Raw genomic sequence first — 24,930 nt, forward strand, 5'->3', positions numbered from 1 at the left:
TCTGATTGTCATGCCTCAGAGCCTAAACCTATCCACCGACTGCGAAAGCTTCCCCGCCAAACTCGACAATTCATCCGTCGTCGACGCCGTCTCGCCAATCACCCGACTGTTACTTTCCGACATCCCCGCAATCCTCTCCACCTGATGAGCAATCTCATTACTGGCCAGGCTCTGTTCACTGATGGTGCGGGAAATATCGTTGACCAATTCAGTGGTGCTCAGCGTGGCCTGGAGGATCTCGCGAATGGCACGTTCCACTTCGGCAGTCACTGCCATGCCCTTATCCACTTGAGCAACGCCCTCCTCCATGCTGATCACCGCTTCACGGGTGTTCTGCTGGATACTCCCGACCATGCTGGCGATTTCCTGGGTGGAGGCGCTGGTGCGTCCGGCCAGGCTGCGCACTTCGTCGGCCACGACCGCAAAGCCGCGCCCTTGTTCACCCGCGCGGGCGGCTTCGATGGCGGCGTTCAGGGCCAGCAGGTTGGTCTGGTCGGCAATCCCTTTGATCACCTGGATAATGCCGTAGATCGCCTCGGACTCCTTGTCCAGCGTGCGGATCACTTGGGCTGACTGCTGGGCTGAACGGGCTATGCCATCCATGTCGCTGACCACCTGGTGGATGACCCGGCCGCCGTCCTTGGCCAAGGTTTCAGCCTGGCTGGCCATGTCCAGGGCACGTTGGGCGTGACGGGTGATTTCTTCGATGCTGGCGGTCATTTCGCTCGCGGTGGAGGCGCTGGTGCGTCCGGCCAGGCTTTGTTGCTGGCTGCTGCCTGCCACTTCATGGCAACCCTGGCTGAGGCGTTCGCTCATGCCATTCACGCCATGGGCATTGCTGCGAACCACTTCGATCATGCCGCGCAAATCCCGCTGCATCGTAGCCAGGCTGCGAATCAGTGCACTGGCTTCGTCCTGGTTCTTGGGTTCGACAATCGGCTCGCTCAGGTTGCCATGGGCAATGCTTTGGGCAATACGGCTGGCGGTGCGCAACGGCCCCATGATGCTCAGGGTCACCCAACGTCCTTGTGCCAGCAGCAACAGCAGGCTGGCCCCCAAGACGATGGCCAAGGTCCAGTTGGCGTTACTGATGGTTTGCCGGGTGCCGGTGCTGGTGAGTTGGGTATTGTTTTCGATCAGTTCGCTCAACGCCGCCATTTGTTCTTCCAACTGGCTGAACGCGGCATTGAAGGTCTGCAGTTCCCCTCGCGCGGCCTCGGGATTGTCTAGGGCCAGCGCGACGATGCGCTCACCGGTGTTGATGTAGGTGTCCAGGCTGGGTTTGATTTTTTCCAGGCTGGCCTTGATCGAGGCGTCTAACGGCAGCTTGAGATTATCCGCCAGCACCTCGCGAAAGTGCTCGGCATGCTCCTTGATCGAGCTATTGACTTCGGCCGGCGTACTGGTGCTTTTGCCCAGCCCGACCAACATAGCCGACAGTACATCCGCACGCAGGGCGTCGTGCATCATGTCGGCTTCCATGTGATTGCGCAGTACCGTCATGCTGACGTCGTTGTCCTGTACCGAATCAGCCATCCGCGTATTACCCAGGTAGCCGGCCAGGCTCATGATCAAGGCGGTGAGCAACCCGGTCGCAATCAACAGCACCAAGCGTAATTTGATCGTCATAGTGATATCCCTGTGCCAGGACCGCCGGTTGGGAGCCCAACGCGTTTGCGTGTCGCTGCTACCTTTATCGGCAGCTGTTGCTTGTTAGTGAAGCCTAAGTTTGCGGATCTGCGCGGTTCCCTTAAGCTGACCGTCCGTTGCTCTACCTGGACCTGCCAAATGCCTCAACGTATCGCCCGTCTCGCCCTGTTGCTGGGCTTGATCACCGCTGTCGGCCCGTTTGCCATCGACATCTATCTGCCAGCGTTGCCCACTCTGGGCGCCAGCCTCCAGGCTACGCCGGCGGCCGTGCAGATGAGTTTGACGGTGTTCTTCATGATTATCGGCGTGTGCCAGTTGTTCTACGGCCCACTCAGCGATGTCTTCGGGCGTAAACCTCCGATCTATGCGGGCCTGGTGATCTTTGCCATTGGCAGTGTCGGCTGCGCGCTGGCACCGACCATTGAAGTGTTGATTGGCTTTCGTGCGGTGCAGGCATTCGGCGCCTGTGCGGGGATGGTGATCCCACGGGCGATCGTACGCGACCTGTATACCGGCCATGAAGCGGCGCGCCTGATGGCTTTGTTGATGCTGGTGATGAGTGTTTCGCCGATCCTCGCACCTCTGGCCGGCAGCCTGGTGATTTCGATCTGGAGCTGGCGCGAAGTGTTTGCCGTGTTGGCGGTGGTGGCCGTGCTTTGCCTGGTGATGACCGCCGTACAACTGCCAGAAACCCACCCGGCCGAGCGCCGCCTGGGCAAGACACTGGGCCAGGCGTTCGGCAGTTATGGCGCCCTCCTCCGCGACCCGGTCTTTACGGGGTTATCGGTGGTGTGCGGGTTTGGCCTGGCCACCTTCTTCGTGTTCATCGGCAGCGCGCCCTTCGTGTACATCGAGTTTTTTGGCCTGACGCCAACCCAGTTCAGCCTGTGCTTTGCCCTCAATGCGGCCTCGTTTTTTGCCATGAGCCAACTGACCGCACGGCTCAGCGCCCGCTTTGGCCTGGCGCCGTTGATTCGCTGGTCGGTGGTGGGCGTGGCGGCGGTCATGAGCTTGCTCGCGGCTACTACGCTGTGGGGTGACAGCCTGGCCTTGATGATGGGCCTGCTGTTTATCGGTTTTGGCTTTCTTGGCCTGCTATTGCCGGCGGCCGGGGTGCTGTCGCTGGAGGATCATGGTGCGGTGGCGGGTTCTGCGTCTGCACTGCTGGGTGCGATCCAGATGGTCACGGCGGCTGTGGCGATGACCTTGGTGGGGATCTTTGCCGACCATACGCCGGCGCCGATGTTGATCGGCATTGCGCTGTGTGCGCTTGCCGCGATGCTGACCACCTTGTGGACGTTGCGGCACTTGCCGGCTCACCTGGTTTCAAGCGTCCCGCCTTCCTCCTGAGCAGAGGAGCAGGCAGATTCAACATTCTGGTTGCCTGTGAGGCCCTCTTCGCAGGCAAGCCAGCTCCCACATTTGAGTCGTGGTGTATCCACAAGCCTACAAATCAAATCGATCCACCGCCCGCCGCCGCTCATTGTCGTCCCGCACGTCATAGCTGGCGGTGGTCTGGATATTGGTGTGATGCGCCAGTTTCTGCGCAATCGACAAATCATGCTCCTCGATCACCCGCGTGATAAATGAACGACGGAAATCATGGGGCATGATCTTGACCCCCACTTGATCGCCGCGCTGGCGCGCGATGTAGTAAATCGCATGCTTGGTGATGCGTTCCCGGGTGATATGGCTGCCTCGACGGATTCGGTTGAACAAGAAGCTGTCGTCCTGCTCGCCTTCCTTGAGGTGCTCGCGGCGGAACGCCAGCCAGGCCTGCAGCTTGGCAAACGCCCAGTCCGGCGCGTACTTGACCAGCTCTTTGTTGCCCTTGCCGATCACGCGCAAGCTGCGCTCGTCAAAGTTGACCTGTGCCAGGTCCAGGTTCACCGACTCCGACTTGCGCATGCCAGAGCCATATAACAGGCCGATCACCGCGGCATCCCGCAGGCCCTGGGGCCGAGGGTCGGCGGCGCAGACGTCGAGCATCTCGCGGATCAAGGTGCGGCGCAGGTTGCGGCCCTGGCCCAGGCGCGTGCCGGGTGTGGCCTTGACCGAGCGCATCTTCAACAGGTGGTCCTGGCTGATCAAGCTCATGCGCCACGCTTCATTCATCACCCCGCGCACCGCATTCACATACAGCGACGAAGTGTTCGGCGCAAAGCCGTCCTCGCGCAAGGCAGCCACCAGTGCGATGACGTGTTCGGGCTGCAACAGGTGCCAGTCAATCTCTTCGAGGTTGAGGTCTTCGAAACCCAGGCGGTCGGCGGCATCCTGCAGCACGTAGCGCATGGTCAGTTGGCTGGAAGGCGCCAGGCGGGTGAGATAAAGGGTCAGCGGGTTGCAAATGGACTCGGTCAAGGTAGATCAGCCTTTGGATTAAATATATCGACCAACTATTTGATTCGTCGATATATTTAGTGGATTGGCGAAGGCCGAGTCTAACCCAGGATCGGCCCTGGCACAAAATCACGGGGCGGTGTCGTCGTCCTCGCTGGCTGCCTGGGGTTGGGCCAGGGACTGGCTCCAGTCGGCGTCCTGTTGCTGCATCAGCGCGAACCACTGCTGGCGCATAAAGGCGAGGTAATTGTCCGGTGCCTTGGCAAAGTCCTTCTCGTCGCCATAGCAGCCCGGCAGTGGCAGTTCGGTGCCCTGCTCCTTGTATTGGCTGACCAACGCTTGCTGCGCCGCGACGCTGCAGTCAGTGGGCAGGGGCATGCCGCGCAAGGCGCCAGCGTCCTCGTCCCACCAGCTGGCGCCCACGCGGTCGAGGCCGCGCAGACGATACTTCTCGGACTTGCCGACATGCATGATCAGCTTGAATTCATTGGGGCTGACGTCACTGGTGCAGGCCCGCGAATAACCGACTGTAGCCTGGGTATTGCCATCGCCCAGCAGGTCGGTAACCTTGGTGGCAGCTCGGTCAAAGCGCAGCCCGGCGTCGAATTCGCAGTGCTGCACATCGTCGTACAGCATCCACACGCGCTTGGGGCGCTCGCCTCCCAGCACGTATTGCGCCGCGTAGACAAAGGCCGACTGGGTACCATCGTCATCGCGCTCGCCCACTTGCTCGGCGAGTACCAACAGGTTTTTGCCCTGGCGGTCATCCCAGGTATAAGCGGCGACCTGCTTGCCGCGCACTTCCACCCCGTCCGGCACCTGGTCCAGTGGGGTCAGCGCGACGCCCTGATCAGCCCGCACGCTGGTGACACAGGCCACCGTCATCAACAATCCCATCAGCGCTGGCCGCAACTGGCCGCGTAAAAGCTGCACGCTATTCATCCGAGTACCCTGGCAAGAGAGGGCTTACTTTACCGGCACTTGAGCGCCAATGCAGAGAAGATTGTTGAAGGGCAAACATTGGGCTGATCGCCTCGCTCAGATTGAACCAAGCGTCTTGCACGAAGCTCCGATATCGCCCTGTGAGGCCTACATGTAACGCCTTGATTACTTAGCTGAACCCTAGCTGTCTGCCTGTCAAATAAACGAGTTTTTCATCCGCCTTTCATATTCGTTGCACATTTTTGCGCTTAACCTTGTAGGCAACACTTAAGTGCAATCCGTGGATTATCGACTAACCTATTGAAAACGCGTCATCTTTAGCCCCGTTTTGTAACCCGCGGGCTGTAGTTTTGCCCGATAAACGCTGCTGTTTTCACGCTTGAAGTCGCTTTAGCCCGAGGTCATGAATCTTTGAAACCCTACCCTATTCATTGCGTGTCGATCGTTATCCCGGTCTACAACGAACAAGAAAGCCTGCCTGAGTTGCTGCGTCGCACCACGGCCGCCTGCAAGCAACTGGCTTACGAATACGAAATCATCCTGGTGGATGACGGTAGCCGCGACAATTCGGCCCAACTGCTCGAAGACGCCGCCGCCGAAGACGGCAGCAACGTGGTGGCGGTGATCCTTAACCGCAACTACGGCCAGCACGCGGCGATCATGGCCGGCTTTGAACAGTGCCGTGGCGAAGTGGTGATCACCCTCGACGCCGACCTGCAGAACCCGCCGGAAGAGATCCCGCGCCTGGTCGAGCAGGCTGCCCTGGGCTACGACGTGGTCGCCACCGTGCGTAATAACCGCCAGGACTCTGCGTTCCGCCGCTGGCCGTCGCGCTTGATCAACCTCGCCGTGCAGCGCTCTACCGGCGTGGCCATGACCGACTACGGCTGCATGTTGCGCGCCTACCGCCGCACCATCGTCGACGCCATGCTCGCCTGCCGTGAGCGCAGCACGTTCATCCCGATCCTGGCCAACGGCTTCGCCCGCCACACCACGGAAATCCTGGTGCACCACGCCGAGCGTGAGCACGGCGAATCCAAATACAGCGCCATGCGCCTGATCAGCCTGATGTTCGACCTGCTGACGTGCATGACCACCACGCCCTTGCGCCTGCTGTCCATCGTCGGTTTCAGCCTGGCGGCGCTGGGCGTGCTGTTTGCCTTTGCCCTGATCGTCATGCGCCTGGCCTTTGGCGCCGACTGGGCCGGTGATGGCCTGTTCGTGCTGTTTGCGGTGTTGTTTGTGTTCACCGGTGGCCAGTTCATCGGCATGGGCCTGCTGGGCGAATACCTGGGCCGCATGTACAGCGATGTACGCGCCCGCCCACGCTTCTTTATTGAAAAAGTGCTGCGCAACCAACCGGCAGCACCGGCTCCAGTCGTCGTGGTTGACGGCCTGGTGTCTTCCCATACGTCTACTTCTTCTTCGGATCAGGTCCAGTCATGAGTTCAAAAGCTGTTGTATTCGCCTACCACGATATTGGCTGCGCAGGCATTGAAGCGCTGCTCAGCGCCGGTTACGACATTGCCGCCGTGTTCACCCATGCCGATGACCCCAAGGAAAACAACTTCTACGGTTCCGTCGCCCAACTCTGCGCCCGCAATGGCACCCCGGTACATGCACCGGAAGACGCCAACCCCCCGCTGTGGATCGAACGCATCGCCAAGCTGAACCCGGAGTACATCTTCTCGTTCTACTACCGCAACCTGCTGAGCGAGCCGCTGTTGGCCACCGCCCGCAAAGGCGCGTTCAACCTGCACGGCTCGTTGCTGCCTAAGTACCGTGGCCGCGCCCCAGCCAACTGGGTGTTGGTCAACGGCGAAACCGAAACCGGCGTGACCCTGCATCGCATGGTCAAGCGTGCCGATGCCGGCGCCATCCTGGCCCAGCAGAAAGTCACCATCGAGCGCAGCGATACCGGCCTGAGCCTGCACGCCAAGCTGCGTGATGCGGCCACTGCCCTGCTGCGTGATGCCCTGCCACAGCTGGCCCAGGGCAAGCTGAGCGAAACCGCCCAGGACGAGAGCAAAGCCACCTCTTCGGTCGTCGCCCCGCCGCCGATGGCAAGCTGGACTGGAAAAAGCCCGCCGAGCAACTGTTCAACCTGGTGCGCGCAGTGACCCAGCCGTATCCGGGCGCTTTCTGTGCCGTGGGCGAGCACAAGCTGATCGTGTGGCAGGCCGACGTGCTCAAGGGCAACGAAGGTCTGGCGCCTGGCCGTGTAATCAGCGTCAACCCGCTGCGCATCGCCTGCGGTGAAGATTCCCTGGTGGTCAAGTTCGGCCAGCGCAACGAAAACGGCCTGTACCTGGCCGGCCCGTCCCTGGCCGATGAACTGGGCCTGGTGGATGGCTCCGTGCTGCGCGGTGCCGAGTCGGGCCGCAAGCCGCGCCGTACCCGCGTGCTGATCCTGGGCGTGAACGGTTTTATCGGTAACCACCTGTCCGAGCGCCTGCTGCGTGACGACCGCTACGAAGTCTATGGCCTGGACATCGGCTCCGACGCCATCGAGCGCCTGCGCAGCCACCCGAATTTCCATTACGTGGAAGGCGATATCAGCATCCACACCGAATGGATCGAGTACCACATCAAGAAATGCGACGTGGTGCTGCCGCTGGTGGCCATCGCCACGCCGATCGAATACACCCGTAACCCGCTGCGCGTGTTCGAACTGGACTTTGAAGAAAACCTCAAGCTGGTGCGCTACTGCGTCAAGTACAACAAGCGCGTGATTTTCCCGTCGACCTCCGAAGTCTATGGCATGTGCCAAGACCAGTATTTCGACGAAGACACCTCCAACCTGGTAGTGGGCCCAGTCAACAAGCAACGCTGGATCTACTCCGTCTCCAAGCAACTGCTCGACCGCGTAATCTGGGCCTACGGCGACAAGGGCCTGAAGTTCACCTTGTTCCGTCCATTCAACTGGATGGGCCCGCGCCTGGACCGCCTGGACTCGGCGCGTATCGGCAGCTCCCGCGCCATTACCCAACTGATCCTGAACCTGGTGGAAGGCACGCCGATCCGTCTGTTCGACGGTGGTGAGCAGAAGCGTTGCTTCACCGACATTGCCGACGGCATCGAAGCCCTGGCGCGCATCATTGATAACGACAATGGCGTGTGCGACGGCCAGATCATCAATATCGGCAACCCCGAAAACGAAGCCAGCATTCGCCAGCTGGGCGAAGAACTGCTGCGTCAGTTCGAGGCTCACCCGCTGCGCCACAACTTCCCGCCGTTCGCCGGTTTCCGCGACGTCGAGAGCAAGGCGTTCTACGGCACGGGCTACCAGGACGTGGCGCACCGCAAGCCGAGCATCGACAACGCCAAGCGCCTGCTGAACTGGGAGCCGAGCGTGCAGATGAGCGAAACCATCGGCAACACCCTGGATTTCTTCCTGCGTGAAGCCATGCTTGAAATTGCGGATAAAAAGTAATGCAGGCAGGTCTTCGCATCGACGTCGACACCTACCGCGGCACCCGTGAAGGTGTGCCACGGTTGCTCGACTCCCTGGCCGAAGCCGGGGTCAAAGCGACGTTCTTCTTCAGTGTCGGGCCGGACAACATGGGGCGTCACTTGTGGCGCCTGATCCGCCCGCAGTTCCTGTGGAAGATGCTGCGCTCCAACGCTGCCGGCCTGTATGGCTGGGACATCTTGCTGGCCGGCACCGCCTGGCCAGGCAAGCCGATTGGCCGTGACCTGGGGCACCTGATGCGCCAGGCCAAGGCCGCCGGGCATGAAGTCGGCCTGCACGCCTGGGACCACCATGGCTGGCAGGCCAACACCGGGCGTTGGAGCGAGGCACAGCTGGTCGAGCAGATTCGACGCGGCGTAGACACCTTGAACGACATCCTCGGCGAGCGCATCGACTGTTCAGCGGCCGCCGGCTGGCGCGCCGATGAGCGCGTGGTGCAAGCCAAGCAAGGCTTCAACTTTCGCTACAACAGCGATTGCCGGGGCACCAGCCTGTTTCGACCAACCTTGGCCGATGGCAGCGCGGGCACCCCACAAATTCCGGTAGACCTGCCGACCTTCGACGAAGTCGTCGGGCCGGTGGTGGCTGCCAACGATTTCAACCGTTTCATTCTCGATCGCTTCAGCGCGTCGAAGCTGAATGTCTATACGATCCACGCGGAAGTAGAAGGGATTCTGATGGCCAATGATTTTCGCCAGTTGCTCGCCCAGGCCGGGCAGCGCGGCATCGAGTTCAAACCCTTGGGCGAGCTGTTGCCCACGGATCTGACCACCCTGCCCCAGCAACAGCTGGTGCGCGGCGCCTTGAGCGGCCGCGAGGGTTGGCTGGGAGTGCAGCAGGCATGATCCGCCGCTGGGCTTTGCCCCTGCTCCTGCTGGCGTTCGCCGTGTTCTACCTGCTGCCGCTGGCCACCCATGGCCTGTGGATTCCCGATGAAACCCGCTATGCGCAAATCAGCCAGGAAATGCTGCTGACCGGCAAGTGGGCCGCGCCGCACTTCATGGGCATTCGCTATTTCGAGAAGCCCGCCGCAGGCTATTGGATGATCGCGCTGGGCCAGGCGATCTTCGGGCAGAACCTGTTCGGCGTGCGGTTCGCCTCGGCATTGAGCACCGGTTTGAGCATTTTGCTGGTGTACCTGGTCTCTCGTCGGTTGTGGAATGATCCGCAAAAAAGTCTGGTCAGCACGCTGCTCTACATGAGCTTCGTCAGCGTGGCCGCGCTGGGCGGCTATGCCAACCTGGACCCGCAGTTCACCTTCTGGGTCAACCTGACGGGCGTGGCCTTGTGGTTCTGTTTCGACAGCACCACACGGCGTGCGCGCTTGTGGTCCTGGGCCTTGCTGGGCCTGGCGTGCGGCATGGGCTTCATGACCAAGGGCTTCCTGGCCTGGTTGCTGCCGGTGCTGGTCGCCCTGCCCTACGCCGTCTGGCAAAAACGTTTTGGCGAGTTGTGCAAATTTGGCCCTGTTGCCGTGGTAGTGGCGATTGCTGTCAGCGTGCCGTGGGCGTTGGCCGTGCACCTGCAAGAGCCGGACTACTGGCATTTCTTTTTCTGGCACGAGCACATCCAGCGCTTTGCCGGTGAAGACGCCCAGCACGCCGAACCCTTCTGGTATTACCTGCCGCTGCTGGTAGGGTTCGCGCTGCCGTGGGTCGCGCTGTTGCCCTGCGCGTTCAAGCAGGCCTGGCTGCAACGGCGCGTGCCGAAAACCGCGTTCCTGCTACTGTGGCTGTTGATGCCCCTGGCCTTTTTCAGCCTGGCCAAAGGCAAGCTGCCCTCCTACATCATGCCGTGCATGCTCCCCCTGGCCTTGCTGATGGGCTCGGCCCTGAGCGACAAACTGGCTCAAGGCCACGGCCGCGTCCTGCGCATCAATGGCTGGTTGAACCTGGCGATCGGCGTGCTGGTATTGCTGGCCCTCAGCTGGTTCCAGTTGAAGAAGCCGGTATACGAACCGGGTGAGGAAACCCTCAGTCTGGTGCTGGTGTTCATCTTTCTGTTCGGTTGGATCGTCGTCAATCTGCTGCAAGCAGCACGCCCCTTGGCATTGTGGGCCGCGCCGCTGATCGGCAGTGGATTACTGGTGCTGCTGGTGCCTGCGGCGCTGCCGCATTCGGTGGTTTACAACAAGACCCCGGACCAGTTCATCATTGATCACATCGACGAATTGCAACCCAGTGTTGCCCTGCTGAGCAACGACCTGGGCGCCGCCTCGGCGCTGTCCTGGCGCCTCAAACGCCCGGATATCACGCTGTACAACACCTCGGGTGAGGTCAAGTACGGCCTGGCTTACGAGGACACGGCCCCGCGTCTGGTCGACCGTAACCGCATCCAGGCATGGATGGCTGAAACCCGTCGCACCGGCGCGGTCGGCGTGGTGATGCGCGTCAATAGCACCGGCGAAAAGGAAGAACTCGCGCTGCTGCCCACTGACGGCAAGCGTTATGCGCAAGGCAAGATCGTGATCCTGATTTTCCCGCAGGTCGCGCCATGATCACCCTACTGCTACTGCTCACGGCTTGCCTGCTGACCTGCATGGGCCAGGTCTCGCAAAAGTTCGCCGTGGAAAGCTGGCGCGACGTGCCGGACGGCTGGGCCTTGAAATTGCGCTCGCCGTGGTTGTGGTCGGCGCTGGTGTGCCTGGGCCTGGGCTTGCTTGTATGGCTACTGGTGTTGCAGCGCCTGGAAGTAGGCATTGCCTACCCCATGCTCAGCCTGAATTTTGTGCTGGTCACACTGATGGCGCGCTTTGTGTTTCACGAACCCATTGATGGCCGTCACTGGCTGGGCGTGGGGCTGGTGATTGCCGGCGTGGTCTTGCTGGGGCGCCAGGTATGAGCCGCGTACGAGGTTTCGCCCTGGCCCTGGGCAGTGTCGGCCTGGTGAGTGGCGCCCAATTGGGCATGCGCTGGAGCATGACGCGCCTGCCCCTCCCCACTCAATGGATGGCCGCCTTGACGGATAACAGCATCGACCTGGGCGCCCTGGGCGTGGTGATCCTGGCGATCATCGCCTATGCGTTGTCGATGCTGTGCTGGCTCGGCGCACTGAAGCACTTACCCCTGGGCCGCGCCTATTCGCTGCTCAGCATCAGTTACGCGCTGGTGTATTTGCTGGCCGCCAGCCTGCCGGTGTTCAACGAAGATTTTTCGCTTTCAAAAACCCTGGGGGTGGCCTTGGTCATCCTCGGCGTACTGGTTATCAACTCTCGTCGTGCTAGCACCTCAAGTCCCAGGAATACCCCATGAAAATCAGTGTATTTGGTAGTGGTTACGTTGGTCTGGTCCAGGCCACTGTATTAGCCGAAGTCGGTCACGATGTCATTTGCATGGACGTTGACAAGCACAAAGTCGAGTCGCTGCAGAAGGGGCATGTGACCATCTTCGAGCCGGGCCTGGCAGCCATGGTCAAGGACAACCTGGAAAGCGGGCGCCTGCACTTTACCCACGACGAAAAACTTGCCGTCGAGCACGGTGAAGTGCTGTTTATTGCCGTGGGCACGCCGTCGGATGAAGACGGTTCGGCCGACTTGAAATACGTGCTGTCGGTGGGTGATGCAGTTGCCCGCCATCGCGTGGCGCCGGTGATCCTGGTGGAAAAATCCACGGTACCGGTCGGCACTGGTGACACATTGCGCGACCACATCCTCAATAACCTGCGCGCCGCCGGCCGTGAGCTGCAGTTCGATATCGTCTCCAACCCGGAATTCCTCAAGGAAGGCTCCGCCGTTGCTGACTGCCGCCGCCCGGACCGGATCATCATCGGCTGCGAGCGCGAAGAGGTGCGCGACGTGATGCGCGACCTGTACGCACCGTTCAACCGCAACCACGACCGCATCATCTTCATGGACCTGCGCAGCGCCGAACTGACCAAGTACGCCGCCAACTGCATGCTGGCCACCAAGATCAGCTTTATCAATCAGATCGCCGAGCTGGCTGAACACCTGGGTGCCGACATTGAGTCGGTGCGCCTGGGCATCGGTGCCGACTCACGCATCGGCTACCACTTTATCTACCCCGGCTGCGGTTATGGCGGCTCGTGCTTCCCCAAAGACATGCGCGCTCTGATCCACAGCGCCAAGCAGGCCAACTGCTCCAGCGACCTGCTCGAAGCCGTGGAAGCCATTAACCAGCGCCAGAAGAGCAAGCTGTTCGAGCGCATCAACGCCTTCTTCCAGGGCAACCTAAAGGGCAAGACGTTTGCCCTGTGGGGCCTGGCCTTCAAGCCCAACACCGATGACATGCGTGATGCCCCCAGCCGCGTGCTCATGGAAGCGCTGTGGGCTGCTGGCGCCAATGTGCGCGCCTTCGACCCTGAAGCCATGCAGGAAACCCAGCGGATCTACGGCGATGACCCGCGCCTGATGCTGATGGGCACCCCGGAATCCACTTTGGGCGGCGCCGATGCGTTGATCGTGTGCACCGAATGGCAGCAATTCAAGGCGCCGGACTTCGACCTGATTCACCAGCGCCTGAAAACTCCAGTGATCTTCGATGGCCGTAACCTGTACGACGGCGAGCGCCTGACGCGCAAAGGCTTCAAGTACTTCCCCATCGGCCGCGGCGATTCCTGCGAATTGCCGATCCCCCAGCAAAACTGGGTGGAACGGGCCAAGGACGCTTGCTAGGTGAACATCGCCTTACCGTCCGCGCAGCGCGTAACGATCCGCCACCAGTCGCTGGGGCTTGGGCTCTTGGCGCTGGTGCTCTTTATCATCGGCAACTGGCACCAGGCGATCATCGGCTTCGATTCGCGCTTCGTGCTGTTTGCCCAGGAAATGCTGCGCCACGGGCCCAGTTTCTTCCCCACGACCTATGGCCAGCCGTATGCCGATTACCTGGCTACGTCAACCCTGCTGACGTGGCTGCTGTCGGTGCCCTTGGGCCAAGTCACCAGCCTGACGGCGTGGCTGCCCACGGCGCTCGCGTCGGCGCTGATCGTGGTGCTGGTCTATCGCCTCACTGCGCCCTACTCGCCGCGTTGGGGCCTGTTGAGCATTGCGATGTTGCTGCTCAGCAGTACCTTCGTCAGCGAAACCCGCGCAGTCTCCCTCGATCAGATGCTCGCCGCGGTGGCATTGGCGGTGTTCTACCTGGGTTATGCCCATGACCATTTCGCCGCAGCCAAGCGCCTGCATTGGGTGTTTTTGCTGTTGCTGCTGGGGTTTGCCATCCGGGGCCCGATCGGCCTGGTGATCCCTACGGGCGTGTTGTGCAGCTACTACCTGATCAACCGCCAGTGGCGCCTGTTGTTCAGCTTCGGCCTGCTGGCACTGGCGCTGCTGGCGGCGTGCGTCGGCCTGTTGCTGCTGCTGGCCAAGCTCAGCGGCGGCGAAGACTTTATGCATGACGTGATTCGCATGCAGTTCCTGGGGCGCATGGATGGCAGCGAAGGCTCCGGCGGCGTGCTGTATTACTTCACCAGCTCCCTGGGCAACTACGCCCTGGCCTATCCAATCGCGTTGTTGGTGCTGCTGGCGGTGCTGATGGGCGGTCGACGTGCGCCGGACCCGGCATTGAAGCTGGTGCTCTACTGCGCGGCAGCCGGTGTGCTGGTGATGGTGGGCCTGTCGGTGCCCCAAGCCAAGAAAGCGCGCTATATCCTGCCGATGTTACCGATGGCCGCGATCATTGCCGCGTATCCCTTCGCGGTGGCGCAAGGGCGACTGTTTGCGTGGCTGCGCGCCTTGATGTTGGGCATCTGGACGCTGTTGCCAACGCTGTTGGCCATTGGTTTGGTGGTAGCACGGCGGCGCTACCCGGAACCGCTGGCCGACCTGGAGCTGATCGTCGTCGTGCTTGGCTTGCTACAGGTGCTGGCCCTGCTGGCATTGTTCCGCTCGCGGCTGCGCACCTACGGCCCCGCCTTGGCCGCCGTGCTCGCCCTCTGGACCACCTACATCATGGTGGTTGAACCCCTGGAACGTCAGGTGTACGACACCCGCACCTTCAGCCTCGCCGTCAAGGCGCAGGTTCAGCAGCAACCGGCGCCGCTGGTGTTGCACGCACTGGGCAAAGACGCGAAAGCCATCAAGTTCATGGTCAACTTCGATTGCGACAAGGTCCCGCTATTCACCCAGTTGCCCGCCGACTTGAAACCGGTCCAGGCGCCGGCATGGTTGGTCATGAGCCAGGCCGACTTCCAGGCGCTGGACGATCCGCGCCTGCGTTCAATCACGCCGACGCTTACCGCAGATTTCGACAAAACCCCCTATGTGTTGCTGCATTTGGCAAAAGCCTCGACACCTTGAGAACTTTTCCGGCTGCACTGTAAGAAAGAACGCCCACTCCCGCCACGAGTGGGCGACTTTCATCATAGGTACCAAGAAAACACCTACATTTGTTTGCGTAATGGCTGGTGCACTTTCCCTTCCGGTGCTCGAAGCCCAACTGTAGACTCGCTGCCACGTGCACTCACTATCTACCACCCGATCGTCAGGACTGCCCTGAAACGCTTGGGTCAGGGCACTTCACAACAAGGACGTTGTAGGCTGCCCGCGCGCGATGGCTTACTTCATTGAGAGGACAATGCCGTGCGAGAAGACCTGTTAACCGTACCCTTACCCAGGCTGGATCGTTTGATGGCATTGCGTGACGCACTGGTGGCGTTAAAGGGGCCGTTGGCCGACGACCCCAGGCTGCGCGAAGACTTGCAAGCGCGCCTGTTCAACGAAGAAACTCATAGTCGCGTGCTGGGCAAGATCAACCCGGCTGCATCCACGCCCACCGGGCAGATAACCTATGGCGAAGCCGGTTAACTGCATTTATTTTGCATTCAACCCTCATTAATATGCAGTGGCGCCACCTGATCAAGCGCGGCACACTGCACAGGTTCCTTCCCCCAATGTTGGAACCTTCAAAGGGCTGTTCCGGGAAACCAGGCAGGCCTTTTTTTTCGCCCGCTGTTTATGGATCGTCTTTCAATGCTCGCTCGCTGGTTACCCGCTGCAATCAACACCCGTCCCGCCGAATGGAGCCGTGCAGCCATCGGCATGGCCCTGGGCACGCTGTTCAGTGTCTGGGCCTGTGCCCAGGTGTTCGGCATGGAGGTGGCCCTGCACCTGCTCGGCCCTCTTGGCGCATCGGCCGTATTGCTGTTTGCCGTGTCGTCGGGGGCGCTGGCCCAACCCTGGTCGATAATCGGCAGTTACCTGTGTGCAGGCGTCGTCGCGTTGCTGGTCGCCCGCGTCCTGGGGCGCACCTTGGGCAGCGCGTGCCTGGCGGCGGGCATGACCGTGGTCCTCATCTGCTGGCTGCGCTGCCTGCACCCACCGGCCGGCGGCCTGGCCATGACCCTGGTGCTGGCCGATCCTGAATCCATCGCCCTTGGCTGGTACGAACTGGCGCCCGTGATGCTCGGCGCCAGCGCCCTGCTCGCCTGCGCGCTGGCCTATAACAATGCCACGCGCACGCGTTATCCCAAGGGGCTTAACGAACCGAGCCCCGCCGTAATCGCCAGCGCCCCTGTGATCGACCCGTCCATCACTGCGGCTGACCTCAAACTGGCGCTGGCCGAGATGGAACAATTCTTCGACGTTGAGCCCTCCGAGCTGGAGCAACTGATTCATGCAGCTCAAGGCCATGCGCGGCGGCGCAGCATCAGTGAAGTACTCGCCAGTCGCGTTGCGTAATAGCGACGAGTGGTGCAGCACCACGCTTGCGATCAACTTTGTGACAGCTACAGTCAATTCAACACTTGAAGTTGTCTGCTGTTCAACGATGTCTGGGCCAACGCCGTACCAGTAGCGAAGACAAGGAACGTCTGGCTGTGGATCAGTAGCACTTGGCGGCCCTATTTCGTGCCTCCCGGCTGCACTCCTCGTATTTTTCTTGCCAGCCCTCCTGCCTAGTGTTTCGAAAGATTGATTCGAAACGGGAGAGCTTCGCCATGGATGAGCTATTTCAACAACTGCTACGCTCGCCTCTGTTTGAGCCACGCCAGCGTCATCACGTTAATCTGAAAACCTATATGGACCTGACCATCAAGCGCATGCATGCGATTTTTGGCACAGGGCTGGTCAATAACGACCTGTGGCTGGGGCAACCGCGGCAATCTGAATTTTCCTCACTGTGTGAGCGAATGGGCAATCTGGGAGCGTTTGACTACGCACTCCATTCCTCCATAGTCGATCACATGATTGCCGTCGACGCATTGTTCAACCACGGCTCTGACGCACAGATAAAACGCTATCGAGACGAGGCGGTTCATCTGCACAAGGTTTACGCCTTCGGCTGTACGGAAGTCGCCGTGGGGACCGATGTACGCAACGTGCGCACCACCGTCACTTACAACAGAGAAAACCATGACTTGGTCCTCGACTCCCCTTCACCCGAAGCCTGTAAATGCTGGATAGGCAACGCTTTTCGCGCCGCTCAGGTGCTGATGGTACTCGCTCGCCTGATCGTTGATGGCGAGGACCAAGGCCATCACTGGTTTCGCGTTGTTATTCGCAAACGTGAAAATGGTCGCCTGCTCAATGGCGTGAAGATAATGGCCTGTGACCCAAAGGGTGGGATTCATGCCAACCAAGTGGCGGCCATACGTTTCTGCCAGATGAGACTACCCCTTGATGCGTTACTGCAGCGCCACGCCCGTTTCACAGACGAGGGCGCTTTCGTCAGCGACTTACCTTTGCCCCAGCGTTTTGTCAGCGCGCTCAAGACCTTCTTGCAGGAACGACTGCTGTTCATGGCCGGCGTTCGCCATAGCGCCGGATTGACAGCTCACTTGAGCTATCGCTTCGCCCGGCACCGCATGATCCATGCCCCCAGCGGCCAAGTGGCGCTATTGAGTCAACCATTGTTTCGTCAACGCCTGTATGCCGTACAGCTCAAGGCGCTGGCGCTTAAGTACCTGGAGCAGGCCGTACGCAAGCGCTTCGAAGCGAACTGGGCCAACGAGGCCAAGCGCAAGGAGCTTCATGTGCTAGCAGCCGTGTGCAAAGCAGTGGGTGCCTGGCAGGCGCTCGAGGTGATGGCGCGCTCACGCGAGCTGTGTGGGTCCCAAGGCTTTCATCATTACAACCAAGTGGTCACTCAACGCATGGATTGCGAGGTTGCCAACACGTTTGCCGGCGACAGTTCGGTGATGGCCTATCAAGTCGCTAAAGATGCCGTCGCACGGCCTCGGTTCGTCGACAGCTTTCCCACCACCATAGGCCAGCGCGTCGAAGCGAAAATCATCAAGGAATGCGTTCAACCTACCGGATTTACCCACGGGCAGGCCTTAGGTCTGGTGTACGCCAGGGCGTTGGACCTGGTGATTCAAGAAGTCGAAAACGTAGGTGTACTTGAGCCCGCGACGCTGGATGACCTGGTCGGTGAATTCGCCGATCAGCTGTATCCCTGGGATGTGCGTAAGCCAGAAAGGGCCGGGCTGGACGTCAGCCCGCAACAGGTCGAAGCGCTGGCAATATTGCTCAAGCCACCGCAAACCCTGGTCAGCGCACTGTTCGATTGCCCTGATTACATCCAGCAGTTCACTCGCGCACTCTACGAGGAGCAATGACATGGCCCTGCAGTTGCTACCGGATTTTTCCGTTCCAGAAACCATTGGTGAACCCTACGAAGCATTCGCTTATCTGCGCCATCACCATCCGTTGTACTGGTCGCCTCACTACAAAGCCTGGTTGATGACCCGGTTTGACGACGTCGCCAGCGCGCAAGCCGATGCCCGGCGTTACTCGTCCAATCGAATGCGCGAACTGGTAAATGCCCAAGTGCCCGCGCATGAACGAGCCGCACTGGAACCTTTTATCGAGAGGGCTTCTCGCTGGATGTACTCCCAGGACGGGAAGGCGCACGAGGCCGGCCGCAAGGTGTTGGGCAAGGCGTTTACGCCGAGGTCCATCGACGCGCTGGCGGACGATATTCAACTGATCGTGGATAACCTGCTGGAACAACTGAGCCCACAGCCCGAGTTGATGAGCGAACTGTTCAACGAGGTTCCAACGCTAATACTGGCGCACATTTTCGGCATTGCCGCCAAGGACTCGCCGAAAGTGCGACGCTGGACGGATGCAATGATCGTGTTCATGGTCGGGAGCACCGACCCCGCATTTGGTCCTCGAGAAGCGTTGCAAGCGATGGAGCACATGTACGCCCACTTCTCCCGGTTGGTAGAAGACCGCCGGCAGTCGCCGGGCAGCGACTTAGTCAGCCAAGTGATTGCCGCAGGTGACGAAGCAGGGATGAGCAAGGACGATGTGTTGGCTCAACTGGCTTTTATCGTGGTGGCTGCCACCACAACCAGCGCCGATCAGTTGGGCATCATCCTGTTCTATCTTCTCGCCAACCCAGAGGTACTGGCGGAACTCAAGACCAACCCGAGCCTGATCCCGAATGCCATTGAGGAAGCGCTGCGCATCTGCCCGGCGGGGCAACTGAGCCATCGCGTCGTCACCGAGGAGGTTACGCTGCACGGTCAGACGATGCGCAAAGGTGACCTCGTATACCTGATCCGAGCGGCGGCCAACCGCGACCCACGCCATTTCAGCGACCCCGACCGCTTCGACATCCATCGCCAGAAGCACGACCACCTGGCATTTGGCCGTGGCCCGCATTTCTGTATGGGCACGTTGCTCTTCAAGCTGGAGGCAAAGATCGTCTTCAGTCGTCTATTGCAGCGTTTTCCGTGCCTGCGACTGATAGAGGGACAACCGCCAACATGGCGCACCAATAGTTTGCAATTTCGTGGGTTGAGTCGTATCCCCGTCATGCTGGAGCCCGTGGACAGCACCCTCACGCGCTGCTTTTCCGCAGCACCATGGGAGAAAAACGGAGGGTATTGTCGAGCGCTTCGTGCCGGCAACCTGGTCGTCACCAGTGGTACCGTGGCGTTCGATGAGCAAGGCAATCCTTATGCGCCTGGGGATGTGTACCGCCAGACCCGACGTTGCCTGGAGATCATCGAGGCCGCGCTCAAGCAACTGGGAGTGGACAGAACCCTGGTAGTCGCTACGCGCATGTACACCACTGATGTTGCCTGGTGGCCACAAATCGCCAAGGCTCACCAGGAATTCTTCAGCCATTGTCCGCCGACCACTATGCTACTGGGCGTCAATCAATTGATCGCGCCTGCCTATCTCATCGAAATCGAGGCGCAAGCATGGACAGGCCTCTGACGACTCCCGAAGGGGTGCGTACAGCGATACGTGATGCTGTGGTGATGGATGTGCGGGACCACTGGATTGAAGGGCCGCAGCGCAGGGTACGCATACGCCTGTATCGTCAACCAGCGGCCTTGCCAGCCCCGGTGCTGTTGTATTTTCACGGCGGCGGCTGGGTTGCGGGTGATCTGGACACCCACGATAGCTTCTGCCGGATCATGTGCGAATGGGCGCAGTGTGGGGTGGTTGCCGTGGATTACGCGCGGCCACCGGAATCTCGCTTCCCAGCCGCGGTGCAAGATTGCTACGCCGTTACCGAATGGGTCGCAGCCCAAGGCAGCGGCCTGGGGTTGGACAGTGCTCGACTGGCGGTGGCCGGGGGCGGCTCCGGTGGTGGCCTGGCTGCGGTAATCTGCCAGATTGCTCGTGATCGCGGCGGCCCTGGCATCGGTTTTCAAATGCTGCTTTACCCCGTTCTCGATTGCCTGGCGCGCAATCATTCACGGGTTAAGTTCGCCACTGGCTTTGGCCTCACCGCACAAATGCTGGACTGGTATCTCGCCCACTATGTGAGCGAAGGCCAATCGCTGGCTCATCCCTGGCTCTCGCCCGCCCGCCATGCGACTTTGCACGGTTTACCCGAGGCGCTGATTCTCAGTGCCGACTGCGATTTACTGCGCGATGAGAGCCGAGCCTACGCACGGCGGTTGAAAAACGCCGGCGTACGGGTGCGACACACTGTATTTGCGCGAATGCAGCACGGCTTTATCAATTACCCTGGCGAACATCCGTCGGCGCGAAAGGCCATACTCCGCTGCGCACAAGCTCTGGTTGAACACTTTTCCCCCGACGAAGACACACTCGACACTGCATAAATGCAACAACGACCTGCAGGATTCCGGGTTGTACGGGGCAAATTTGCACTGGTACGATCACGAGAGAGTTCATTCGCGAACATCTTGATAAAGACAATAAAAGCAGGGAGTTAGAGATGACTGCTCAGGTTTCATCCCAAGCAAGCCACGCCGAGGTCCAGCAGGACGCTGTCCTGGCAAGCGTGCGCAACCATATCGGCCACCTCACCCTCAATCGTCCCGCTGGCTTGAACGCCATCACCCTGGACATGGTCCGCCAGTTGGCGGCGCACTTGCAGGTCTGGGCCGACGACCCTGAGGTCTATGCCGTCGTCCTGCGCGGCGCCGGTGAGAAGGCCTTTTGCGCTGGTGGCGACATCCGTTCGCTGTATGACAGCTTCAAGCAAGGCGACACCCTGCACCAGGATTTCTTCGTCGAGGAATATGCCCTCGACCTGGCCATCCACCACTACCGTAAACCCGTACTGGCGCTGATGGACGGCTTTGTCCTCGGCGGCGGTATGGGCCTGGTGCAAGGCGCGGACCTGCGGGTGGTCACCGAACGCAGCCGCCTGGCGATGCCGGAAGTGGCCATCGGGTACTTCCCGGATGTCGGCGGCAGCTATTTCCTCTCGCGTATTCCTGGCGAACTGGGCACCTACCTAGGGGTGACCGGGGTGCAGATACGCGCAGCGGATGCCTTATATTGCGGGTTGGCAGACTGGTACATCGACAGCGCCAAGCTGGTTGATCTGGATCAGAAACTCGACGGCCTGCACTGGCACGACTCGCCGCTCAAGGACTTGCAAGGCGCACTCGCCAAGCTCGCCGTGCAGCAATTGCCCGACGCCCCGTTGGCGGCCTTGCGCCCGGCCATTGACCACTTTTTCGGGTTGCCGGACGTGCCCAGCATCGTCGAGCAACTGCAACAAGTCACCGTGGCCGATAGCCATGACTGGGCGCTGACCACCGCCAACCTCATGCAGGCCCGCTCGCCCCTGGCCATGGCCGTGACCCTAGAGATGCTGCGCCGCGGCCGCCACCTGCCACTGGACCAGTGCTTTGCTCTCGAACTGCACCTGGATCGCCAATGGTTCGAGCGCGGCGACCTGATCGAAGGGGTTCGCGCCCTGATCATCGACAAGGACAAGACGCCGAAGTGGAACCCGCCCACCCTCCATGCGCTGGACGCCAGCCATGTGGAGAGCTTCTTCCGCGACTTCGTGCAGATTGGGAAATAAGCCATGCAAGATCTTGAATACACTGAAGAACAAGTGATGATCCGCGACATGGCGCGGGATTTTGCCCGTGGCGAAATCGCCCCCCATGCCCAAGCCTGGGAAAAAGCCGGCTGGATCGACGACGCCCTGGTGGCGAAGATGGGTGAGCTGGGCCTGCTGGGCATGGTGGTCCCGGAAGAATGGGGTGGCACCTATGTCGATTACGTCGCCTACGCCCTGGCCGTGGAGGAGATATCCGCCGGTGACGCTGCGACGGGCGCGTTGATGAGTATCCATAATTCAGTCGGTTGCGGGCCTATCCTCAACTACGGCACCACCGAACAGAAACACACCTGGCTGGCCGAACTCGCCAGTGGCCAAGCCATCGGTTGCTTCTGCCTGACCGAACCCCAGGCCGGTTCCGAAGCCCATAACCTGCGCACCCGTGCCGAGTTGCGTGACGGCCAATGGGTCATCAATGGCGCCAAGCAGTTCGTCAGCAACGGCAAGCGCGCCAAATTGGCCATCGTGTTCGCCGTGACCGACCCGGAACTGGGCAAGAAAGGCATTTCGGCGTTCCTGGTGCCGACCGATACCCCAGGTTTCGTGGTCGACCGCACCGAGCACAAGATGGGTATTCGTGCGTCAGACACCTGCGCCGTCACCCTCAACCAATGCAAGGTTCCTGAAGCCAACCTGCTGGGTGAGCGCGGCAAGGGCCTGGCCATCGCCCTCTCCAACCTCGAAGGCGGACGCATCGGTATCGCCGCCCAGGCCCTGGGCATCGCCCGCGCCGCGTTTGAAGCCGCGCTGGCCTACGCCCGTGATCGGGTGCAGTTCGACAAGGCGATCATCGAACACCAGAGCGTGGCCAACCTGCTGGCCGACATGCAAACCCAGCTCAACGCTGCGCGCCTGCTGATCCTCCATGCCGCGCGCCTGCGCACTGCCGGCAAACCGTGCCTGTCCGAAGCCTCCCAGGCCAAGCTGTTTGCCTCGGAAATGGCCGAGCGAGTCTGCTCCAACGCAATGCAGATTCATGGTGGGTATGGGTACCTGGAGGATTACCCGGTGGAGCGCTACTACCGGGATGCACGGATCACGCAGATTTACGAAGGCACCAGCGAGATTCAGCGGATGGTGATTGCCAGGGAGTTGAAAAACTACCAGCTCTAACAGACATCACGCAATCGCCTTCTGTAGGAGCGAGCTTGCTCGCGAAAAACGTCAACGATAACGCGTGCTTGCTGACTGACCGCGGCGCCTGTGAGCTTTTCGCGAGCAAGCTCGCTCCTACAAAAAAGCCTTAACTGTCTGGCATTATGGCTTGCCTGCGATGCAGACACCTCGGTACATCAGTTAAACCGAGGCGATGCCATCGCAGGCAAGCCAGCTCCTACCTTTGATCTGCGGCGTTTGGCAGGGGTTACTTATCCTTGAATTCCGGCGCCCGCTTGGCCACAAACGCGGCCATGCCTTCCTTCTGGTCCTGGGTGGCGAACGCCGCATGAAACACCCGGCGTTCAAAGCGCACGCCTTCGGACAGGCTGACTTCAAACGCACGATTCACACTTTCCTTGACCATCATGCTGATCGGCACGGACTTACCGGCGATCAGGGTGGCCACTTTCAGCGCCTCTTCCAGCAGTTCATCGGCGGGCACGATACGCGCCACAATCCCGCAACGCTCGGCCTCTACCGCGTCAATAAAACGCCCGGTCAGGCACATCTCCATGGCCTTGGCCTTGCCCACTGCACGGGTCAGGCGCTGGGTGCCGCCCATGCCTGGCAGCACGCCCAAGTTGATTTCCGGCTGACCGAACTTGGCGGTGTCGCCGGCAAGGATAAAGTCACACATCAGGGCCAGCTCGCAGCCGCCGCCCAGGGCGAAGCCATTCACGGCGGCGATGATCGGCTTGCGGCGGTTGGCCACGCGGTCGCTGTCGCTGAACAGGTCGTCCATATAGATCTGCGGGTAGGTCAGCTCGGCCATTTCCTTGATGTCGGCACCGGCCGCGAAGGCCTTTTTAGAGCCGGTCAGCACGATGCAGCCAATTTCACGGTTGGCTTCCAGGCTGTCCAGCGCCTGGTTCAGCTCGCTGACCAGTTGTGCATTCAAGGCGTTCAGTGCGCTGGGGCGGTTAAGCGTGATCAGCCCGACACGGCCCTGGACGTCAAGCAGGATGGTTTCGTAACTCATGTATCGGCTCCTTAAAGATTGCGTGAGATGACCATGCGTTGAATATCGCTGGTGCCTTCGTAAATCTGGCAGACCCGCACATCGCGGTAGATCCGCTCCAGGGGGAAGTCGTTCAGGTAACCGTAACCGCCCAGGGTTTGCAAGGCGGCCGAGCAGACTTTCTCGGCCATTTCCGAGGCAAACAGCTTGGCCATGGACGCTTCCACCAGCGCCGGCTTGCCGCTGTCACGCAGGGCGGCGGCGTAATGCACCATTTGCCGGGCGACGGCGATCTGGGTGGCCATGTCGGCCAGGCGAAAGGCGACGGCCTGGTGTTCGATCAACGGCTTGCCAAAGCTTTCACGCTCACGGGCATAGTCGCGGGCCGCTTCGAAGGCGGCGCGGGCCATGCCTACCGACTGGGAGGCGATGCCCACACGGCCGCCTTCCAGGTTGGCCAGGGCGATTTTGTAGCCCTCGCCCTCCTCGCCCAGACGGTTGGCCACCGGCACTTTCACGTCTTCAAACAGGATCTGGCAAGTGTCCGAGGCATGCTGCCCCAGTTTGTCTTCTACCCGTGCCACGGTATAACCGGGCGAATCGGTGGGCACGATAAACGCGCTGATCCCACGTTTGCCCGCGGCGGGGTCGGTGACCGCAAACACAATCACGATCCCGGCGTTTTGCCCGGAGGTGATGAACTGTTTGCAGCCGTTGAGGACATAGTGGTCGCCTTCAAGGCGCGCCCGGGTTTTCAGGCTGCTGGCATCGGAGCCGGCCTGGGGTTCGGTCAGCGCGAAGGCACCGAGCATGGCGCCGCTGGCCAGGGGCGTGAGGAACTGCTCTTTCTGTTGGTCATTGCCAAACTTGAGGATCGGCACGCAACCCACCGAGTTGTGCACGCTCATGATCGTGGAGCAGGCACCGTCGCCCGCGGCGATTTCTTCCAGGGCCATGGCGTAGGCCAGGTAGCCGGTGTCGCAACCGCCCCACTGTTCCGGGACCAGCATGCCGAAAAAACCCAGCTCGGCCATTTCCGCGATGGCCTCCTTGGGAAAGCGATGCTCGCGGTCCCACTCGGCGGCGAAGGGTTTCAAGCGCTCCTGGGCAAATTGCCGGGCGGCGTCGCTGATCTGCAGTTGTTCGTCATTGGGCAACATAGG

General features: G+C 60.7%; 20 protein-coding genes and 2 pseudogenes. 16 read left to right on the forward strand and 6 right to left on the reverse strand.

Annotated elements, in window-relative coordinates:
* Positions 1-15: 15 nt before the first annotated feature.
* The gene (locus tag CER19_RS29450) at positions 16-879 is read right to left on the reverse strand and encodes a methyl-accepting chemotaxis protein (protein ID WP_371921552.1); all 864 of its coding nucleotides are present in this window, start codon (positions 877-879) and stop codon (positions 16-18) included.
* Positions 874-1,629 (reverse strand): annotated as a pseudogene (locus tag CER19_RS29455) (MCP four helix bundle domain-containing protein); the annotation flags it as partial. The gene CER19_RS29450 and the pseudogene CER19_RS29455, both read right to left, overlap by 6 nt.
* Before the next feature lie 159 nt (positions 1,630-1,788).
* Here CER19_RS29455 and CER19_RS18680 point away from each other — a divergent pair.
* The gene (locus CER19_RS18680) at positions 1,789-3,000 is read left to right on the forward strand and encodes a multidrug effflux MFS transporter (protein ID WP_116667509.1); all 1,212 of its coding nucleotides are present in this window, start codon (positions 1,789-1,791) and stop codon (positions 2,998-3,000) included.
* A 96-nt stretch (positions 3,001-3,096) separates the two neighbouring features.
* Here the strand turns inward: CER19_RS18680 and xerC are convergent, their stop codons facing one another.
* Positions 3,097-4,011 carry a tyrosine recombinase XerC gene (gene xerC / locus CER19_RS18685; RefSeq protein ID WP_116667510.1) on the reverse strand — a complete coding sequence of 305 codons (915 nt, stop codon included), beginning with the start codon at positions 4,009-4,011 and terminating at the stop codon, positions 3,097-3,099.
* Between the two features lie 108 nt (positions 4,012-4,119).
* Positions 4,120-4,932: a M949_RS01915 family surface polysaccharide biosynthesis protein gene (locus CER19_RS18690; RefSeq protein WP_116667511.1), complete on the reverse strand. Its 813-nt coding sequence runs from the start codon at positions 4,930-4,932 to the stop codon at positions 4,120-4,122.
* Positions 4,933-5,343: 411 nt separating this feature from the next.
* On the opposite strand from CER19_RS18690, the gene arnC reads away from it, so the two are divergent.
* The 15 genes and pseudogenes from arnC to CER19_RS18765 all read left to right on the forward strand — a co-directional run bounded on the left by arnC (position 5,344) and on the right by CER19_RS18765 (position 22,764).
* Entirely contained in the window at positions 5,344-6,378 is a 1,035-nt protein-coding gene (gene arnC, locus CER19_RS18695; RefSeq protein ID WP_003191219.1) for an undecaprenyl-phosphate 4-deoxy-4-formamido-L-arabinose transferase, read from the forward strand.
* Positions 6,375-8,365, forward strand: a pseudogene (gene arnA, locus CER19_RS18700) (bifunctional UDP-4-amino-4-deoxy-L-arabinose formyltransferase/UDP-glucuronic acid oxidase ArnA). The gene arnC and the pseudogene arnA overlap by 4 nt, the downstream one beginning before the upstream one ends.
* Positions 8,365-9,249, forward strand: coding sequence for a 4-deoxy-4-formamido-L-arabinose-phosphoundecaprenol deformylase (arnD, locus tag CER19_RS18705; protein WP_116667512.1), 885 nt, complete (start codon positions 8,365-8,367; stop codon positions 9,247-9,249). Before arnA ends, arnD begins: the two are co-directional and overlap by 1 nt.
* Positions 9,246-10,901, forward strand: a complete 1,656-nt coding sequence (gene arnT, locus CER19_RS18710; protein ID WP_116667513.1) for a lipid IV(A) 4-amino-4-deoxy-L-arabinosyltransferase — start codon at positions 9,246-9,248, stop codon at positions 10,899-10,901. The genes arnD and arnT overlap by 4 nt, the downstream gene beginning before the upstream one ends.
* Positions 10,898-11,245, forward strand: coding sequence for a 4-amino-4-deoxy-L-arabinose-phosphoundecaprenol flippase subunit ArnE (arnE, locus tag CER19_RS18715; protein WP_116667514.1), 348 nt, complete (start codon positions 10,898-10,900; stop codon positions 11,243-11,245). Before arnT ends, arnE begins: the two co-directional genes overlap by 4 nt.
* On the forward strand, positions 11,242-11,655 hold the full coding sequence (gene arnF, locus CER19_RS18720; RefSeq protein ID WP_116667515.1) for a 4-amino-4-deoxy-L-arabinose-phosphoundecaprenol flippase subunit ArnF: 414 nt from the start codon (positions 11,242-11,244) through the stop codon (positions 11,653-11,655). Before arnE ends, arnF begins: the two co-directional genes overlap by 4 nt.
* Positions 11,652-13,034, forward strand: coding sequence for a UDP-glucose/GDP-mannose dehydrogenase family protein (locus CER19_RS18725; RefSeq protein WP_116667516.1), 1,383 nt, complete (start codon positions 11,652-11,654; stop codon positions 13,032-13,034). Before arnF ends, CER19_RS18725 begins: the two co-directional genes overlap by 4 nt.
* Positions 13,035-14,657, forward strand: coding sequence for a glycosyltransferase family 39 protein (locus CER19_RS18730; protein ID WP_116667517.1), 1,623 nt, complete (start codon positions 13,035-13,037; stop codon positions 14,655-14,657).
* Positions 14,658-14,975: 318 nt separating this feature from the next.
* Positions 14,976-15,164 carry a type VI secretion system contractile sheath small subunit gene (locus CER19_RS18735; RefSeq protein ID WP_256660491.1) on the forward strand — a complete coding sequence of 63 codons (189 nt, stop codon included), beginning with the start codon at positions 14,976-14,978 and terminating at the stop codon, positions 15,162-15,164.
* Positions 15,165-15,329: 165 nt separating this feature from the next.
* Entirely contained in the window at positions 15,330-16,037 is a 708-nt protein-coding gene (locus CER19_RS18740; RefSeq protein ID WP_116667519.1) for an HPP family protein, read from the forward strand.
* Between the two features lie 152 nt (positions 16,038-16,189).
* A complete protein-coding gene (locus CER19_RS18745) occupies positions 16,190-17,914 on the forward strand; it encodes an acyl-CoA dehydrogenase family protein (protein WP_256660489.1) in 1,725 nt (574 codons plus the stop codon).
* 1 nt (position 17,915) lies between these two features.
* Positions 17,916-19,529, forward strand: a complete 1,614-nt coding sequence (locus CER19_RS18750) for a cytochrome P450 (protein WP_116667520.1) — start codon at positions 17,916-17,918, stop codon at positions 19,527-19,529.
* A complete protein-coding gene (locus CER19_RS18755) occupies positions 19,514-20,389 on the forward strand; it encodes an alpha/beta hydrolase (protein ID WP_116667521.1) in 876 nt (291 codons plus the stop codon). Before CER19_RS18750 ends, CER19_RS18755 begins: the two co-directional genes overlap by 16 nt.
* 116 nt (positions 20,390-20,505) lie before the next feature.
* On the forward strand, positions 20,506-21,609 hold the full coding sequence (locus CER19_RS18760) for an enoyl-CoA hydratase/isomerase family protein (RefSeq protein ID WP_116667522.1): 1,104 nt from the start codon (positions 20,506-20,508) through the stop codon (positions 21,607-21,609).
* 3 nt (positions 21,610-21,612) lie between these two features.
* Entirely contained in the window at positions 21,613-22,764 is a 1,152-nt protein-coding gene (locus CER19_RS18765; RefSeq protein WP_116667523.1) for an acyl-CoA dehydrogenase family protein, read from the forward strand.
* A gap of 250 nt (positions 22,765-23,014) precedes the next feature.
* On the opposite strand, the gene CER19_RS18770 is transcribed toward CER19_RS18765, so the two are convergent.
* Positions 23,015-23,788: an enoyl-CoA hydratase gene (locus tag CER19_RS18770; RefSeq protein WP_116667524.1), complete on the reverse strand. Its 774-nt coding sequence runs from the start codon at positions 23,786-23,788 to the stop codon at positions 23,015-23,017.
* 11 nt (positions 23,789-23,799) lie between these two features.
* Complete coding sequence (locus CER19_RS18775; RefSeq protein WP_034135008.1) at positions 23,800-24,927, reverse strand: acyl-CoA dehydrogenase; 1,128 nt, start codon at positions 24,925-24,927, stop codon at positions 23,800-23,802.
* Positions 24,928-24,930: the final 3 nt, after the last annotated feature.

Origin of the sequence: Pseudomonas sp. GL93 (assembly GCF_003408955.1) — a bacterium.
Taxonomy (GTDB): Bacteria; Pseudomonadota; Gammaproteobacteria; order Pseudomonadales; family Pseudomonadaceae; genus Aquipseudomonas; species Aquipseudomonas paracarnis.